Origin of the sequence: gamma proteobacterium SS-5, from assembly GCA_009497875.2 — a bacterium.
Taxonomy (GTDB): domain Bacteria; phylum Pseudomonadota; class Gammaproteobacteria; order Chromatiales; family Chromatiaceae; genus Magnetovirga; species Magnetovirga frankeli.
The window spans coordinates 746,893-762,179 of sequence record CP032508.2; the positions used below are offsets into that span (position 1 = coordinate 746,893).

The 15,287-nt window shown below is 62.1% G+C and carries 12 protein-coding genes; 8 read left to right on the forward strand and 4 right to left on the reverse strand.

Annotated elements, in window-relative coordinates:
- Nucleotides 1-32: 32 nt before the first annotated feature.
- The gene (locus D5125_08640) at nt 33-1,652 is read right to left on the reverse strand and encodes a c-type cytochrome (GenBank protein ID QFY89547.1); all 1,620 of its coding nucleotides are present in this window, start codon (nt 1,650-1,652) and stop codon (nt 33-35) included.
- Between the two features lie 360 nt (nt 1,653-2,012).
- On the opposite strand from D5125_08640, the gene D5125_08645 reads away from it, so the two are divergent.
- The 3 genes from D5125_08645 to D5125_08655 all read left to right on the forward strand — a co-directional run bounded on the left by D5125_08645 (nt 2,013) and on the right by D5125_08655 (nt 4,676).
- Nucleotides 2,013-2,579, forward strand: a complete 567-nt coding sequence (locus D5125_08645) for a hemerythrin family protein (protein QFY89548.1) — start codon at nt 2,013-2,015, stop codon at nt 2,577-2,579.
- 82 nt (nt 2,580-2,661) lie between these two features.
- Entirely contained in the window at nt 2,662-3,378 is a 717-nt protein-coding gene (locus tag D5125_08650) for a Crp/Fnr family transcriptional regulator (GenBank protein QFY89549.1), read from the forward strand.
- 11 nt (nt 3,379-3,389) lie between these two features.
- Nucleotides 3,390-4,676 carry a bacteriohemerythrin gene (locus D5125_08655; protein QFY89550.1) on the forward strand — a complete coding sequence of 429 codons (1,287 nt, stop codon included), beginning with the start codon at nt 3,390-3,392 and terminating at the stop codon, nt 4,674-4,676.
- Nucleotides 4,677-5,004: 328 nt separating this feature from the next.
- Here D5125_08655 and gatB read toward each other — a convergent pair whose 3' ends face one another.
- From gatB to gatC, 3 genes are all read right to left on the reverse strand, one after another.
- Nucleotides 5,005-6,456: an Asp-tRNA(Asn)/Glu-tRNA(Gln) amidotransferase subunit GatB gene (gene gatB, locus D5125_08660; protein ID QFY89551.1), complete on the reverse strand. Its 1,452-nt coding sequence runs from the start codon at nt 6,454-6,456 to the stop codon at nt 5,005-5,007.
- 488 nt (nt 6,457-6,944) lie between these two features.
- Nucleotides 6,945-8,396 (reverse strand): Asp-tRNA(Asn)/Glu-tRNA(Gln) amidotransferase subunit GatA, encoded by a 1,452-nt coding sequence (gene gatA, locus D5125_08665; GenBank protein QFY89552.1) that lies wholly within the window; start codon nt 8,394-8,396, stop codon nt 6,945-6,947.
- A gap of 621 nt (nt 8,397-9,017) precedes the next feature.
- Complete coding sequence (gene gatC, locus D5125_08670; GenBank protein ID QFY89553.1) at nt 9,018-9,305, reverse strand: Asp-tRNA(Asn)/Glu-tRNA(Gln) amidotransferase subunit GatC; 288 nt, start codon at nt 9,303-9,305, stop codon at nt 9,018-9,020.
- Between the two features lie 157 nt (nt 9,306-9,462).
- On the opposite strand from gatC, the gene D5125_08675 reads away from it, so the two are divergent.
- The 5 genes from D5125_08675 (at nt 9,463) to rodA (ending at nt 15,286) form a co-directional block, all read left to right on the forward strand.
- Nucleotides 9,463-10,506 carry a rod shape-determining protein gene (locus tag D5125_08675; protein ID QFY89554.1) on the forward strand — a complete coding sequence of 348 codons (1,044 nt, stop codon included), beginning with the start codon at nt 9,463-9,465 and terminating at the stop codon, nt 10,504-10,506.
- A gap of 89 nt (nt 10,507-10,595) precedes the next feature.
- On the forward strand, nt 10,596-11,468 hold the full coding sequence (mreC, locus tag D5125_08680; GenBank protein QFY89555.1) for a rod shape-determining protein MreC: 873 nt from the start codon (nt 10,596-10,598) through the stop codon (nt 11,466-11,468).
- Nucleotides 11,468-11,953 (forward strand): rod shape-determining protein MreD, encoded by a 486-nt coding sequence (mreD, locus tag D5125_08685; GenBank protein ID QFY89556.1) that lies wholly within the window; start codon nt 11,468-11,470, stop codon nt 11,951-11,953. Before mreC ends, mreD begins: the two co-directional genes overlap by 1 nt.
- A 244-nt stretch (nt 11,954-12,197) precedes the next feature.
- A complete protein-coding gene (mrdA, locus tag D5125_08695; protein QFY89557.1) occupies nt 12,198-14,147 on the forward strand; it encodes a penicillin-binding protein 2 in 1,950 nt (649 codons plus the stop codon).
- A complete protein-coding gene (gene rodA, locus D5125_08700) occupies nt 14,144-15,286 on the forward strand; it encodes a rod shape-determining protein RodA (protein QFY89558.1) in 1,143 nt (380 codons plus the stop codon). Before mrdA ends, rodA begins: the two co-directional genes overlap by 4 nt.
- The last annotated feature ends 1 nt before the right edge of the window (nt 15,287 follow it).

Sequence of the window (15,287 nt, forward strand, 5' to 3'; positions counted from 1 at the left end):
GATTCCCGATTATGACATCAGGAGGTTTGTGGCTAGGTCACGTGCTCGGAACGGATGGTCACGTTGAACTTGCCGGTAGGTGCATACAGGCCCTTGACGCGGCCCTTTTCTTCCAGGGTGTTGGCGTCATAGATGACCATTTCGCCATTGGGCTCCTTGGAGTCCTTCATGTTCCAGACAGATACCCAGACCTCGGTGCCATCGGCATTGAACTCCTGATGGACCGCAGCATATCCGGGCTTGTCGGTGACCTGGATGGTCTTGACGATCTTGCGGGTTTCCTTGTCGATGACCTGCACCGATTGCTGGATTTCCGGCTCCGGATGCTTGGTCTGGTCGGCCCAGAAGTACTTGCTGTTGGGATGGGTGCGGATGAACAGGCCGGGGCCGTCGGTTTCCACCTCGTAGCAGACCTTCCAGGCCTGATCGGGATGACCCTTGGGATCGTTACCCCAGACGGTGACCTTGCCTACGCCCAGGTGGGTGGTGCCGGCCACAGGACCGCACTTGGGGTCGTTCCAGTTGGCACCGGGGCCCGGATGGGGCAGCTTGTCGGTATCGATGATGGCCTCTTTCTTGCGTTCAACCGAGTCCACCACCACCATCTGGTTGGAGGCGTTGGCGGCGATCTGGAAGTAACGGCCAGTGGGATCGAAGAAACCGTCATGCAGGAACTTGGCGGTATCCATCTTATCGATACGCAGGTTATCGATATCGGAGTAGTCCACCTGCCACATCTGGCCCAGTTCCTTCATGGCGACCAGCCAGGAAGAGGCCAGGGGGGTGTCGTAGATGGCGGCGACGCGGGATTCGTTGACGTACTCACCGTCCACGTTCACGCCACGGGTGGAGACCACCTTGAGCGGGTCCATGGTCTTGGCATCGACGATAACGAAGTGCGGCGGCCAGTAACCACCACCGATGATGTACTTGCCATCGCCGGATACGGCAACGTCACGGGCATCGTAGGCGACCTTGGTTTCGGCAACCAGCATCTTGTCCGGCGTCTGCCAGAGGTCGATCTTGGTCATCTTGCCGTCACGGCCCTGGGTGTACCAGAAGCGGCCCACATCATCGGGGTTTTCCGGGTGCACCACCTTGTTGTGCTCCAGGGCCTTGATCACGTGTACGGCATAACCGGTGGGGATGTGCGCCAGCACTTCCTTGGTGTCACCGTCAACCACGGCGACCTTACCCACATCGCGTTCGATAACGACGAAGAAGTTCTTCCAGTTGCGGCCATGCAGGGGCTTGGTGGGGTAGTCTTTGGGATCCACGTGGACCTTGGTGTGGGACTTCATCTGCGCCAGGGACATCTCAGGCGGAATCGGTGCTTCCATCTGGATGTAGGTGGCCATGGCCTTGATTTCAGCATCGGTCATGATTTCACTGAAATTGTTCATGCCGCCTTCGGTGCCGAACTTGATGATCTTTTCCAGACGTTCCTGACCCAGCTTCTGGGTCTCTTTCGGCAGCAGGCTCTTGCCGGTGGCACCCTTGCGCAGGGTGCCATGACAACCGGCGCAGTGCTGGAAGTAGATGGTCTTGGATTTTTCGAAATCTGCCTCGCTCAGGCTCGGCTCGGCGGCGTTGACGCCAGTGGCGCCAAAGGCCAGGCCTACGGCCAGAGACAGGAGACTGGTCTTGAACATGGGTACAGCTTGGGATTTAACTTGCCTCAGCATTGGGATAACCCTCCGAAATTGCGTATTGTTGGCGCGGTAATTACGCAATAACCGTCCCGGCATAACCTTGATTAAGGTCAAGACTTACGGACAAATGCTGAACTATCGTTTTTGCCAGGGTCGCAGGGGGGGCAGCCCGGCGGAGCCTGTCCTTGTACAAGCCCCCTGGCCTTCCATATTAATAGGTATGCTGGCCGCCGCAGCCCCTTCGGCAGTCCTTTCAGGCCATGGGCTTGCGCCTCTGGCGTGCTATCATGGGCCACAGACAGGGGTGGATAAAGCCCCCATCATCCGGTAATAAAACCCGTTCCATTGAGGATCACCGTCATGCGCAAGAGCCTGCAAACCTTCGGTCTTTCCCTGTTCATCATCCTGGCCTTCATTGTCATCGGCTTCGGCTTCACCTACGGCATCGGCAACCCCGTGCCCTGGATCATGATCGTCCTGCTGCTGGCGCTGCCCTATGCGCACCAGCGCTTGACGGAAAAGCGTTTTGTCACCTGGAGCGATGATCTGAGCGTTGGCATAGAGGCCATAGACGACGACCACAAGCGCCTGCTGGGGCTGATCAACAACCTGCAAAATGCCGTTTACTACCCCACCGGCGAGGCCTTTGAGCGCCAGTCCCTGGAAGAGTTGGTGGCCTACACCAAGTACCACTTCGAGCGCGAAGAGGCGCTGATGGAAAAGCACGGCTATGCCGATCTTGAGCCCCACAAGCAGCAGCATGAAAAGATGATTGCCGAGGTGGAGCGCTATTTGCAGGCCTATGAAAAGGACCCGGAGAGCACCATCGAAGGCCTGACCCGGTTCCTCAAGGACTGGCTGATCAAGCACATCCGTGGTACCGATCAGCAGTATAGCGCCTACCTGCGCGGCAAGGGAGAACGCTGATGAGCGCGCCTGTACGGACGCAGGCGCAGACAGAGCCCAGCGGCATCGGCAAGACCGCCAACAATATAAGAAGAATCCAAAAATGGACATCCTGAACTCCCTGCAGGAGCACTTCCTGTTCCGTGCCTTCACCCCGCAGCAGATGCAGCAGGCCTGCAAGGATGCCCGCTGGGTAAGCGTCGCGCGCAATCAGTACCTGTTTAGCCAGGGTGATGATGCCTCGTATTTCTACTTTCTCAAGGAAGGGCAGGTCAAACTGGTATTGCTGTCCCCTGGCGGGGATGAAAAGATCCTGGAGATCATCAATCCAGGGGAGATCTTCGGCGAGGCAATGATGTTCATCCAGGACTGCCACTATCCGGTAGCGGCGCAGGCGATGAGGGGCTGTCGCCTGATCCAGATCGACAACGCCAACTTTCTTCGCGTGCTGCATCAATCCAACGAGGCCTGCATCTCCCTGCTGCAAGACATGAGCGTCCGGCTGTACGATTTTGTCCATGAGATCTACGCCCTGACCCTGAGCGATGCCGCCTGCCGCGTGGCCGGTTACCTGCTGGCGCAAAACTCCAAACGGGGCGCGGTATTCGAGCTGGATGTGCCCAAGGTCGCCCTGGCCTCGCGCCTCTCGGTCAAGCCAGAGACCTTCTCGCGCATCATCAAGCAACTGAGCAGCAACGACCTGATCGCCGTGAACAACAAACAGATCACTATCCTTGATGAGCCCAACCTGAGGACGCTCACCGAGAGTTGCACCCGGCAGGAGGCCTGCCAACAACATTCCCTCAGCCTGAACGCCTGAGCCGAGCGTCCATGAACCCGGCCCCAACGCAAGGAAGACAGACTATTCGCTGGCAAGGGCGGTCCGCCAGTAGCGAAACCCGTGGCGGGCAAGCGTTTACCCTGTTTCCCTGGCACGCCAGCTTTGCCACCGGCATCGACTCCATCGACGAGCAGCACAGGGTACTGCTGGACATACTCAACCAACTGGCAGCGCAGCTGGCCAATCCCTCCAGCGCCACCCGGCTGGATCAGATCTTCGATCAACTCGGCGATTACGCCCAGTATCATTTCCAGACCGAGGAACAGCTCTGGGCGGCGCAATTCCCGGACGATGCCGAACTGCTCTCCCACCAGGCGGAACACCAGTACTTTGTCCACAAGCTGGAACAGATGCAGCAGCAGCGCAAGGCCAGGCCCGAGCAGGTGCGTGACATGGTCGGCTTCCTGTTCCAGTGGCTGATCTCCCACATCCTCGATGGTGACCAGCACCTGGCCCTATACTACCTGGCCCTGCGCCAGGGGCTGACCCCGGAACAGGCCCGTGCCCAGGCCGACCAGGAGATGGCCAGATCCCAGTCACACATCATCCGCACCCTGCTGGGCATGTACCAGCACCTCTCGGAGCGCAGCCTGCAAAGCTTTCTCGGCCCCAGCCGCAGGCCGGACAATGGCCCGGCCAAGGCGGCCGACCCGGATCAGGCCGAGGCCTTCGCCGACCTGCCCGGCATAGACACCAGCGCAGGCCTGGCGGTGACAAACGGCGACCACAGGCTGTATCTGAAGCTGCTGCGCCTGTTTCACCAGCAGCAGCGCGACTTTGAGCAGGAATTTGAGACCGCCCTGGCCACCCTGGACAACCACAAGGCCGAGCGCATAGCCCATTCACTCAAGGGGGTGGCCGCCAACATAGGTGCCCTGGAACTGCGTGAAACCGCCGCCCAGCTGGAGCGCGCCTGTCGCCAGGGAGACGATTGCAGCCTGCTGCTGCACGTGCTCATGGATGAACTTAACCCGGTGCTGAAGGGTATAAGCAAGGTGCTTAACTTGGCACCGAGCAAGGGGCAGGCAGCCCCCGCTGAACTCAAGCCCGTCCAGGAGGAAACCCTGCGCGGCCTGCTCAGGGAGCTGCGCAACCGGCTGCGGGACGACGATTTTTACGCCCTGGAGTTTGTCGAGCAGATCAAGCCCCTGATGGTCAAACACGGGCGGGGCGAGGAGTGGACCCAGCTCAATCGCGCCATCGAGGTGTACAACTTCGACACCGCCCTGGATCTGCTGGAACAGTTGATCCAGCCTGACCCAAAGCGTAAGGATTGAGCCGTGACTCCACGGGAGTCAAGATGTTCTTCCGGAACCGCCACAAACCTCAGACAATCGGCCAGGGTAGTCCAGGCCGACCTGGGATGGCAGCGTGCTGCGCGACCTGACAGCCAGGCCCAGTGGGAGCGGGCTTGCCCGCGATGCTAAAAAACGCCCGAAGGGCTCATTACTTCAAACTTCACCCTTCAAACTTCTGACTTTTTAAGCGCCCTTCGCGGCCAAGGCCGCTCCTACGCTCTTGGGCTGGCCAGTGGGAGCGGGCTTGACCGCGATTCCAGCCACTTGCCGATCGGGGTGAGACAGGTGGGTAATGCGCCCCGCAGGACTAACCCAGCTTGGCCTGCAACAGCTGGTTCACCTGCTGCGGGTTGGCCTTGCCCTGGCTTTGCTTCATCACCTGACCGACAAAGAAGCCAAGCATCTTCGGCCGCTTGGACTCATCCGCCGCACGGTAGTTGTCCACCTGCTTGGGGTTGGCTGCGATGACCTGATCGACAATCGCCTCGATGGCGCCGCTGTCGGTGATCTGCCTAAGCCCCTGCTCCTCGATCACCGCATCGGCGCTGGCCGCCCCGGCCCACAGCGCCTCGAACACCTGCTTGGCCAGCTTACCGGAGATTGTGTTATCCAGAATGCGCTGGATCAACCCGCCCAGGGCCTCGGCGCTGACCGGGCTGGCGCTGATGTCCTTGGCTTCCTTGTTTAGCGCTGCCGCCAGCTCGCCATTAACCCAGTTGGCCGCCAGGCGGGCATCACCACAGACCTGGGCCACCCGCTCGAAGTAGTCCGCCAGGGCGCGGCTGCTGGCCAGGGTCTCGGCATCGGCCTCGCTCAGGCCGTAGTCCTGGGCAAAGCGATGGCGCTTGGCATCGGGCAGCTCCGGCAGGTCGCTACGCAGGGTCTCGATGAAGGCCTCGTCCAGTTCCACCGGCAACAGGTCCGGGTCGGGGAAGTAGCGGTAGTCGTTGGCCTCTTCCTTGCTGCGCATGGAGCGGGTCTCGTCCTTGGCCGGGTCGTAGAGGCGGGTCTCCTGCACCACGCTGCCGCCGGATTCGATCAGCTCGATCTGCCGCTCCACCTCGAAGTTGATCGCCCGTTCCAGGAAGCGGAAGGAGTTGAGGTTCTTGATCTCGGCGCGGGTGCCGAACTCAGCCTGACCCTTGGGCCGTACCGAGACGTTGGCATCGCAGCGGAAGGAGCCCTCCTGCATGTTGCCGTCACAGATGCCCAGGTAGCGCACGATCTGATGGATCTTCCTGGCATAGGCCACCGCCTCGCGCGCCGAGCGCATGTCAGGCTCGGAGACGATCTCCAACAGGGGTGTGCCGGCGCGGTTGAGGTCGATGCCGGTCATGCCGCCCATGCCCAGGGAGTTGTCCTCGTGCAGGGACTTGCCGGCGTCCTCTTCCAGATGGGCGCGGGTCACGCCTATGACCTTGACCTGGTCATCGAGGACGATCTCCACCTGGCCCTTGCCGACGATGGGCAGCTCGTACTGGCTGATCTGGTAGCCCTTGGGCAGGTCGGGGTAGAAATAATTCTTGCGCGCAAACACCGAGCGGCGGCCGATCTCGGCATCAATCGCCAGACCGAAACGCACCGCCATGCGCACCGCCTCCTGGTTGAGCACCGGCAGCACCCCGGGCAGACCCAGATCAATGGCACAGGCCTGGGTGTTGGGCTCGGCACCAAAGGCCGTGGCCGCAGCGGAGAAAATCTTCGAGCGAGTGGCAAGCTGGGCATGAATCTCAAGCCCGATGACGGTTTCCCATTGCATAGGTTTTGTCTCTGATTGTCTGATTAGTCCGCAAATGAACGCGAATGAACGCCAATGGACGCAGAGGACGCAAAGAAGCGCGGAGTACGCAGAGTGTTTATTTGCGGCAGCCAATACTGGTGGCAGCAGCATCCGCTCCACGGCCCCTCATCCAGATCCAATCAGCGTTCATTTGCGGACTTTATATTAAATAACTCCGCGTCCTCTGCGCTTCTTTGCGTCCTGATTTAAATCCCATCTCCCGTAGCCCGGACGCAGCGCAGCGGAATCTGGGGAGGCCCCCGCAGCAACCCCGGATCAGGTTGCACTCCGTGCGGGCTAGCACTTGACACCTCCGAGCCAGCGCTCGGAGCTCCCAGGATGGGCAACACCCAAGGCTGTTTCACAGTAAAAATCTTGGTAATTCTGTGAAATCCGTGTTCATTTGCGGACCTTATATTAAATAACTCCGCGTCCTCTGCGCTTCTCTGCGTTCTCTGCGTCCTGATTTAAATCCCCGACGGCGCCTGCAGGTGCCAGTCGGTGGCTTGTTGGTAACGGTGGGCGGCGTTGAGCAGGCGTGCCTCGCCGAAGTAGCGACCGATCAGCTGCATGCCTACCGGCAGGCCCTTGACCGGGGCTACCGGGATGGACAGCGCCGGCAGACCCGCCAGATTGACCGCTATGGTGTAGATGTCCGACAGGTACATGGTCACCGGGTCGTCGGTCTTTTCGCCGAGCTTGAAGGTAGTCTCCGGGGTGGTCGGCGCCAGGATCAGATCCACTTGCCTGAAGGCCTCGGTAAAATCATTGGCGATGAGCTGGCGGATCTGCTGCGCCTTGAGGTAGTAGGCATCGTAGTAGCCAGCGGACAGGGCATAGGTGCCGATGAGGATGCGCCGCTTCACCTCGGTGCCAAAGCCCTCCTGGCGCGAGCGCTTGTAGAGGTCTTCCAGGTCCTTGGGGTTCTCGCAGCGGTGGCCGAAGCGCACGCCGTCAAACCGCGCCAGGTTGGAGGAACACTCCGCCGGGGCCACCACATAGTAGGCCGGCACCGACAGGGCGTTGTGCGGCAGCTGGATGTCCACCAGCTCAGCGCCCAGTCGCTTGAACTCGGTCACCGCCTGCTCGATGGAGGCGGCCACCTCGGCGTCCAGACCCTCGGCGAAGAACTCCCGCGGCAGGCCGATCTTCAGCCCGCGCAGATCATCGTTGAGACCGGCGCAGTAGTCCGGCACCGGCTCCTCGGCGCAGGTGGAGTCCTTGGGGTCGAAACCGGCCATGGCCTGCAGCAGCAGGGCGGCGTCCTCGGCACAGCGTGTCATGGGGCCGGCCTGATCCAGGCTGGAGGCGAAGGCGATCATGCCGTAGCGCGACACCCGGCCGTAGCTGGGTTTGAGGCCGGTAAGACCGCACAGGGCGGCAGGCTGACGGATGGAGCCGCCGGTATCGGTGCCGGTGGCGGCGGCGCAAAGCCGGGCGGCTACTGCTGCGGCCGAGCCACCGGAGGAGCCGCCGGGCACGCGCTCGGTATCCCAGGGATTTTTCACCGGGCCGTACCAGCTGGTCTCGTTGGAGGAACCCATGGCGAACTCGTCCATGTTGGTCTTGCCCAGCACCACCACCCCGGCATCATGCAGACGGCTGACCACCGTGGCATCGTAGGGGGCGATAAAGCGATCCAGCATCTTCGAGGCGCAGCTGGTGCGCAGGCCCTGGGTGCAGAAGATGTCCTTATGGGCAATGGGCACGCCGCACAGGGCCGGGGCATCACCGCTGGCCAGGCGCTGGTCCGCTGCCGCCGCCTGGGCCAGGGCACCCTCGGCATCGACCGTGATGAAGGCATTGAGCCCGCCATCCAGGCGCTCGATGCGATCCAAATACAGCCGAGTCAGCTCGACGCTGGAGATCTCGCCCTTGCGCAGGGCCTCGGCCTGTTGGGCCAGTGTCTTGTTGTACATAGGTCCTAACCACTGAAAGTCGTAAACAAATATCTAAATTTCAGGACGCAGAGATCGCAAAGAAGCGCAAAGAACGCGGAGAAGCGTTGAGTACTTCCCGTTACAGCTCTCTGTATCCATCTGCGCCGTACCTGCAATACTCTGAGTTAAAAGCCGTTTCTGGCTGGCACCTAACAACTGTCAGCAGAAAAACTCTCTGCGCTCTCTGCGCTTCTTTGCGTCCTCTGCGTCCCTTCTTAGGTCTGCACTCTGCGGAGAAGCGTTGAGTACTTCCCGTTACAGCTCTCTGTATCCATCTGCGCCGTACCTGCAATACTCTGAGTTAAAAGCCATTTCTGGCTGGCACCTAACAACTGTCAGCAGAAAAACCCTCTGCGCTCTCTGCGCTTCTTTGCGTCCTCTGCGTCCCTTCTTAGGTCTGCACTCTGCGGAGAAGAGTTGAGTACTTCCCGTTACAGCTCTCTGTATCCATCTGCGCCGTACCTGCAATACTCTGAGTTAAAAGCCATTTCTGGCTGGCACCTAGCAACTGTCAGCAGAAAAACCCTCTGCGCTCTCTGCGCTTCTTTGCGTCCTCTGCGTCCCTTCTAGGTCTGCAATCTGTTGGCGGTTGGCGGCCGACTACTCAATCACCCTCGGCACCAGATAGAGCCCGTTTTGCGTGGCCGGGGCTATGGACTGGAACCGCTCGCGCTGGTTTTGTTCGGTTACCACGTCGGCACGCAGGCGCTGGGCCATGTGCAGGGGGTGGGCCATAGGGCTCAGGCCGCTGGTGTCCACCGCCGCCATCTGCTCGACAAAATCCAGGATGCCGGACAGGGAACCGCCCAGCTCGGCGGCCTCCTGCGGGGTCAGGGCGATACGCGCCAGATGGGCAATTTTTTCGACATCGGTCAGATTAAGGGACATGGGTCCACCCGTACTGTGCAAACAAGGGCGGCAAATTATCACAGCAGGCCAGCATCTTCTATAGGCCCCATGCCCGATAACAGGTAGAATGCCCGTCCATATCTGCCTGCAAAGGCGAATGTTCAGCCTGTTAACCCGACATCGAGACCACCGACGAATGTTCCTGAAAGCCCTGCGCGGACTCTTTTCCAACGACCTCTCCATCGATCTGGGCACGGCCAACACCCTGGTCTATACCCGGCAGAGCGGCATTGTCCTGAATGAGCCATCGGTGGTGGCCATCCGCCACGAGAAGAACGGCAACAAGACGGTAATCGCCGTGGGCCACGAGGCCAAGAGCATCTTCGACAAGACCCCGCGTGGCGTCGAGGCCATCCGCCCACTCAAGGAAGGCGTGATCGCCGACTTCACCGTCACCGAGAAGATGTTGCAGTACTTCATCCATAAGGTACATGAGACCAAGATCATCCGCCCCAGCCCGCGGGTGCTGATCTGCATCCCCTGCGGCTCCACCCAGGTGGAACGCCGCGCCATCAAGGAATCCGCCGCCGGTGCCGGTGCCCGTGAGGTATTCCTGATCGAAGAGCCGATGGCTGCGGCCATGGGGGCCGGCCTGCCCATCGAACAGCCGCGTGGCTCCATGGTGCTGGACATCGGCGGCGGCACCTCGGAGGTGGCGGTGCTGTCGCTCAGTGGCGTGGTCTATTCCAACTCGGTGCGCATCGGTGGCGACCGCTTCGATGAGGCCATCATCAACTATGTGCGACGCAACTTCGGCTCCATGATCGGCTCGCCCACCGCCGAACGGATCAAGAACGAGATCGGCACCGCCTTCCCCACCAATGAGGTGCAGGAGATCGAGGTCACCGGGCGCAATCTGGCCGAGGGCGTGCCGCGCAGCTTCACCATCAACAGCAACGAGGTGCTCGAAGCCCTGCAGGAACCCCTGGCCGGCATCGTCAGCGCGGTCAAGCAGGCCCTGGAGCAGACCCCGCCGGAGCTGGGTGCCGACGTGGCCGAGCGCGGCATAGTGCTCACCGGCGGCGGTGCCCTGCTGCGCCAGCTCGACCGGTTGATCTCTGAGGAGACCGGCCTGCCGGTGATCGTTGCCGACGACCCACTGACCTGCGTCGCCCGTGGCGGCGGCAAGGCCCTGGAGCTGCTCAATGACCGGGGCGCGGTGCTGTTTGCCTCTGAGTAAGGCCATGGAACGGGATTCGGGACTCGGGACTCGGGACTCGCAGCCCAGCCGCTGGCCGCTGACGGCAAGCCGCTGAAGGAGCAGCCGCCATCAAGCCCATATTCCTTGTCGGCCCCTCGGCCACGGTGCGTCTGGCCATCGCCGTGCTGCTCTCCCTGACCATGCTCGGCATGGAGTACCGCGAGCGCCACCTGAGTGGCTTTCGCAGCCTGTTGGCCACCATCACCTATCCCCTGGTCTATCTGGTGGAGCTGCCCTACCGGGTATCGGAGGCCCTGAGCCATGGCCTGGCCTCGCATCGCGCCCTGTTGGCGGACAACCAGCACCTGTTCGAGGAAAATCTGCGCCTGCGTGCCCGCCTGCTCAGCTTCGATGCCCTGGAAAAGGAGAACATGCGCCTGCGCGCCCTGCTCGATTCCTCGTTCAAGATCGGCGATAACGTGCTCATCAGCGAACTCATCCATGTGGACCTGGACCCCTACCGTCATCACATCCAGATCAACAAGGGCAGCCAGGCCGGGGTCTATCAAGGCCAGCCGGCGCTGGACGCCAATGCGGTCATGGGCCAGGTGGTGCAGGTCAATCCCTGGGACAGCACGGTGCTGCTGATCACCGACAGCGAACACAGCCTGCCGGTACAGATCAGTCGCACCGGCCTGCGCACCATCGCCGTGGGCACCGGCAAGATCGATAGCCTGCGCCTGCCCTTCCTGCCCAACAACTCGGACGTGCGCGAGGGGGATAGAATCACCACCTCCGGCCTGGCCGGCCAGTTCCCCGCCGGTTACCCGGTGGCCACGGTCAACTCGGTGCAGCGCAAGCCCGGTGCCCCCTTCACCGAGGCCCTGGCCACGCCGGATGCCCAGCTCGACCGCAGCCGCGAGATCCTGCTGGTGTGGAGCAACCGGCTGGAGGATGCCGACAACGGCGAGCAGGCGGCCAGGCCGGAGGAGACGCCCTGATGCAGGACTCCCATCAGTCCTCTGTATTCACCATCCTGCTGGTGTTCATCTTTGCCCTGCTGCTGCAGATCTCGCCCCTGCCGGAGTGGAGCCAGGGCTACCGCATCCCCTGGACCAGCCTGGCGCTGATCTATTGGGTGCTCTCCGCGCCCCATCAGGTGGGGGTGTTCAGCGCCTGGCTGCTGGGCCTGACCCAGGATGCCCTGACCGGTGCCATGCTCGGCCAACATGCCCTGACCTTTTCCATTACCGCCTTTATCTGCCTGCAGCTGTATCAGCGCATCCGCGTGTTCCGCGTCTGGCAGCAGACGGCCATCGTCATGGCCCTGCTTTTGTTGGAGCGTATCATCCACTTCTGGGTGATCAGTAGTTCCGGCCACATGCCCCTGACCCTGGCCTTCTGGCTGCCGGTGCCCCTGGGCGCGCTGCTCTGGCCATTGATCCAGTTGCTGCTGCGCGATGGGCGCAGGCTGAACAAGATTTGAGCTGACTCGGGACTCGGGACTCGGGACTCGGGACTCGGGACTCGGGACTCGGGACTCGGGACTCGGGACTCGGGACTCGGGACTCGGGACTCGGGACTCGGGACTCGGGACTCGGGACTCGGGACTCGGGAGGCTTCGCCTCCCTTGATAGCGCTGACCGCTGATGGCTGACCGCTGGCCGCTGATGGCTGGACGCTGGCCGCTGGCCGCTCTCTACTCTATTTGACTGCATGAACCCAGATTAGTGGACTACCAGCAACGCTCCTTTCGCAATTACCCCCATGAGGCGCGCCTTTTTGTTGGCCGCGCCTGGGTGGCGGTGTTGCTTATTGCCCTGCTGTTTCTGGTATTGCTGGGGCAGCTGTTTCGGTTACAGATCATCGACTATGAGCGCTATCGCACCGAGTCCCGCGACAACCGGGTCAAGCTGCGCCCACTGTCGCCCACCCGGGGCCAGATCTTCGACCGCAACGGGGTGGCCCTGGCGGTCAACCGGCTCAATCACAGCCTGGAGATCGTGCCGCAACACACCGACAGCTTCGATGACACCATCGAGCGCCTGGGCCAGGTGGTGCGTATCACCGAGGAGGACCTGGAGCGCTTTCAACGCCTGCGCCGCCAGCGTCGCCGGTTCGACAACATCCCCATCCGCACCCGCCTGGATCAGACCGAGCTGGCCCGCTTTGCGGTGCAGGGCCACCTGTTCCCCGAGGTGGTCATCAGCGCCGTGCCGACCCGGGAATACCCGCTCAAGACCCTGGCCTCGCACCTGGTGGGCTATGTCGGCCGCATCAGCGACCAGGACCTGGAGCGCATCAACCCGTCCGACTATGCCGGTACCAGCCACGTCGGCAAGGCAGGTCTGGAGAAGAGTTACGAGGGCCTGCTGCACGGCAGCGTCGGTATGCAGCGCGAGGAGGTCAACGCCGTTGGTCGTCCCCTGCGCATCCTGGAGCGGGAGCCGCCGGTCACAGGGCGCAACCTGCACCTGTATCTGGATACGCGCATCCAGGAGATTGCGCGCACCGCCCTGGGTGAGTACAACGGTGCCATAGTCGCCATCGAGGTAGAGACCGGCGGGGTTATCGCCATGGTCAGCAAGCCGGGCTTCGACCCCAACCTGTTTGTCGATGGCATCTCCAATGCCGACTATCAGGCCCTGCTCAACTCGCCGGATACCCCCCTGTTCAATCGCGCCATCAAGGGCCAATACCCGCCGGCCTCCACCATCAAGCCCTTCATTGGCTGGGCCGCCCTGTTCAGCGGCAGCATAGAGCCGGAAGAGAAGATCAGCTGCCCCGGCTATTTCCAGCTGCCCAAGCAGGAGCACCGCTACCGCTGCTGGAACCGCTGGGGCCACGGCCCGGTCAACCTGCTGCAGGCCATCGCCAACTCCTGCGATGTCTATTTTTACGATCTGGCGGTGCAGATGGGCATTGACCAGCTCAATCTCTATTTGCAGCCCTTCGGTTTCGGCCAGGCCAGTGGCATCGACCTGCCCGGCGAAAGCCCTGGCCTGCTGCCCTCTCGGGACTGGAAGGAGGCCACCTACGGCAAGCCCTGGTATCCGGGTGAGACCGTAATTGCTGGTATCGGCCAGGGCTATTTTCTGACCACCCCGCTGCAACTGGCCTCGGCCACCGCCACCCTGGCCAGCGGCGGCGTGCGGCGCGAGCCCAAACTGGTGCGGGCGGTGGACCTGGGCAGCACGGTGGGCAAGCCGGTGGCCCTGCGTGCCAACAGCCAGCGCTTTGACATGGACCGGCAACACAGCCACGCCCTCACGGTGCAGGCCATGGACGAGGTGGTGCAGGGCAAACTGGGTACCGCCAAGGGTATCCGCAACAGCAATTACCGCATCGCCGGCAAGACCGGCACGGCCCAGGTGTTCGGCATTAAGCAGGACGAGACCTACGACAAGGAGACCCTGGCCCGGCGCCTGCTGGACCATGCCCTGTTCATCGCCTTTGCCCCGGTGGAGCGGCCGCGCATCGCCGTGGCCGTGGTGGTGGAGAACGGCGAGAGCGGCGGCAAGGTGGCCGCCCCCATCAGCAAGCGGGTGATGGATGCCTACCTGCTTGGCCCGGAGTACGATGAGCTGGATGAGGGCCTGCCGCCGACCCCGGACAATGCCCGCTCACCCGGCCCGACCCCAGACCGCGAGACCGCCATCGAGGAGGGCTACAGCGAATGAAGGATAACCCAGGCTACGACCGCAAGGTCCACCCGGACGGCAATCGCGCCAGCCAACAGGGGCTGCTCAGCCTGCTACGCCTGGACCTGCCCCTGCTCAGCGCCCTGTTGCTGCTCTGTGGCTTTGGCCTGGTGGTGCTGTACAGCGCCAGCGGCGGTGACGGGGATATGCTGCAACGGCAACTGCTGCGACTGGGCTTCGCCTTCGGCCTGATGCTGCTGGCGGCGCAGATCAGCCCCCTGCAATGGCAACGCTGGGCGGCGCTGATCTTTGCCGCAGGCCTGGTGCTGCTGCTCGCCGTGCTGCTGGTGGGGGCCGTGGGCAAGGGGGCGCAGCGCTGGCTGGATTTCGGCCTGTTCCGCTTTCAGCCCTCGGAGCTGATGAAGCTGGCCCTGCCCATGCTGCTGGCCTGGTTTTTCTCCATCCGTCACATACCGCCAAAGAACAAGGACCTGATCATAGCCGTCCTGATCATTGCCGTGCCGGTGGGGCTGATCGCCAAGCAGCCGGACCTGGGTACCTCCCTGCTGGTGGCCAGCGCCGGGGTCTTCGTGCTCTTTCTCGGCGGCCTGAGCTGGCGTCTGATCGGCTTTCTGCTGGCGGCGGTCGCGGCCGTGGCCCCCCTGGCCTGGCATTTTCTGCACGATTATCAGCGCCAGCGGGTGCTCACCTTCCTCGATCCGCAGAGCGACCCCCTGGGCTCGGGCTACCACATCATTCAATCCAAGATCGCCATCGGCTCCGGCGGGGCCTACGGCAAGGGCTGGCTGGAGGGCACCCAGTCGCATCTGGAGTTTCTGCCCGAACGGCATACCGATTTCATCTTCGCCGTGCTGGCAGAGGAGCTGGGGCTGTTCGGCGTACTCCTGCTGCTGTTGCTCTATCTGTTTATCATCTATCGCGGCCTGTATATCGCCAGCCAGGCCCACGACACCTTCAGCCGCCTGCTCGGCGGCAGTATCACCCTGGTGTTCTTCGTCTATGTCTTTGTCAACATCGGCATGGTCAGCGGTATGCTGCCGGTGGTGGGGGTGCCCCTGCCCCTGATCAGCTATGGCGGCACTTCCCTAGTGACCATCATGGCCGGGTTCGGTATCCTGATGTCCATCCACAGCCACAAAAAGCTTCTGCCTACCTGAT

Excerpts from the sequence above, each read along its gene's own strand:
- rodA (QFY89558.1), top strand. The coding sequence starts at position 14,144 with ATGAAGGATAACCCAGGCTACGACCGCAAGGTCCACCCGGACGGCAAT.
- D5125_08640 (QFY89547.1), bottom strand. The coding sequence starts at position 1,652 with ATGTTCAAGACCAGTCTCCTGTCTCTGGCCGTAGGCCTGGCCTTTGGC.
- gatC (QFY89553.1), bottom strand. The coding sequence starts at position 9,305 with ATGTCCCTTAATCTGACCGATGTCGAAAAAATTGCCCATCTGGCGCGT.
- D5125_08675 (QFY89554.1), top strand. The coding sequence starts at position 9,463 with ATGTTCCTGAAAGCCCTGCGCGGACTCTTTTCCAACGACCTCTCCATC.
- D5125_08650 (QFY89549.1), top strand. The coding sequence starts at position 2,662 with ATGGACATCCTGAACTCCCTGCAGGAGCACTTCCTGTTCCGTGCCTTC.
- D5125_08655 (QFY89550.1), top strand. The coding sequence starts at position 3,390 with ATGAACCCGGCCCCAACGCAAGGAAGACAGACTATTCGCTGGCAAGGG.
- gatB (QFY89551.1), bottom strand. The coding sequence starts at position 6,456 with ATGCAATGGGAAACCGTCATCGGGCTTGAGATTCATGCCCAGCTTGCC.
- mreD (QFY89556.1), top strand. The coding sequence starts at position 11,468 with ATGCAGGACTCCCATCAGTCCTCTGTATTCACCATCCTGCTGGTGTTC.
- gatA (QFY89552.1), bottom strand. The coding sequence starts at position 8,396 with ATGTACAACAAGACACTGGCCCAACAGGCCGAGGCCCTGCGCAAGGGC.
- D5125_08645 (QFY89548.1), top strand. The coding sequence starts at position 2,013 with ATGCGCAAGAGCCTGCAAACCTTCGGTCTTTCCCTGTTCATCATCCTG.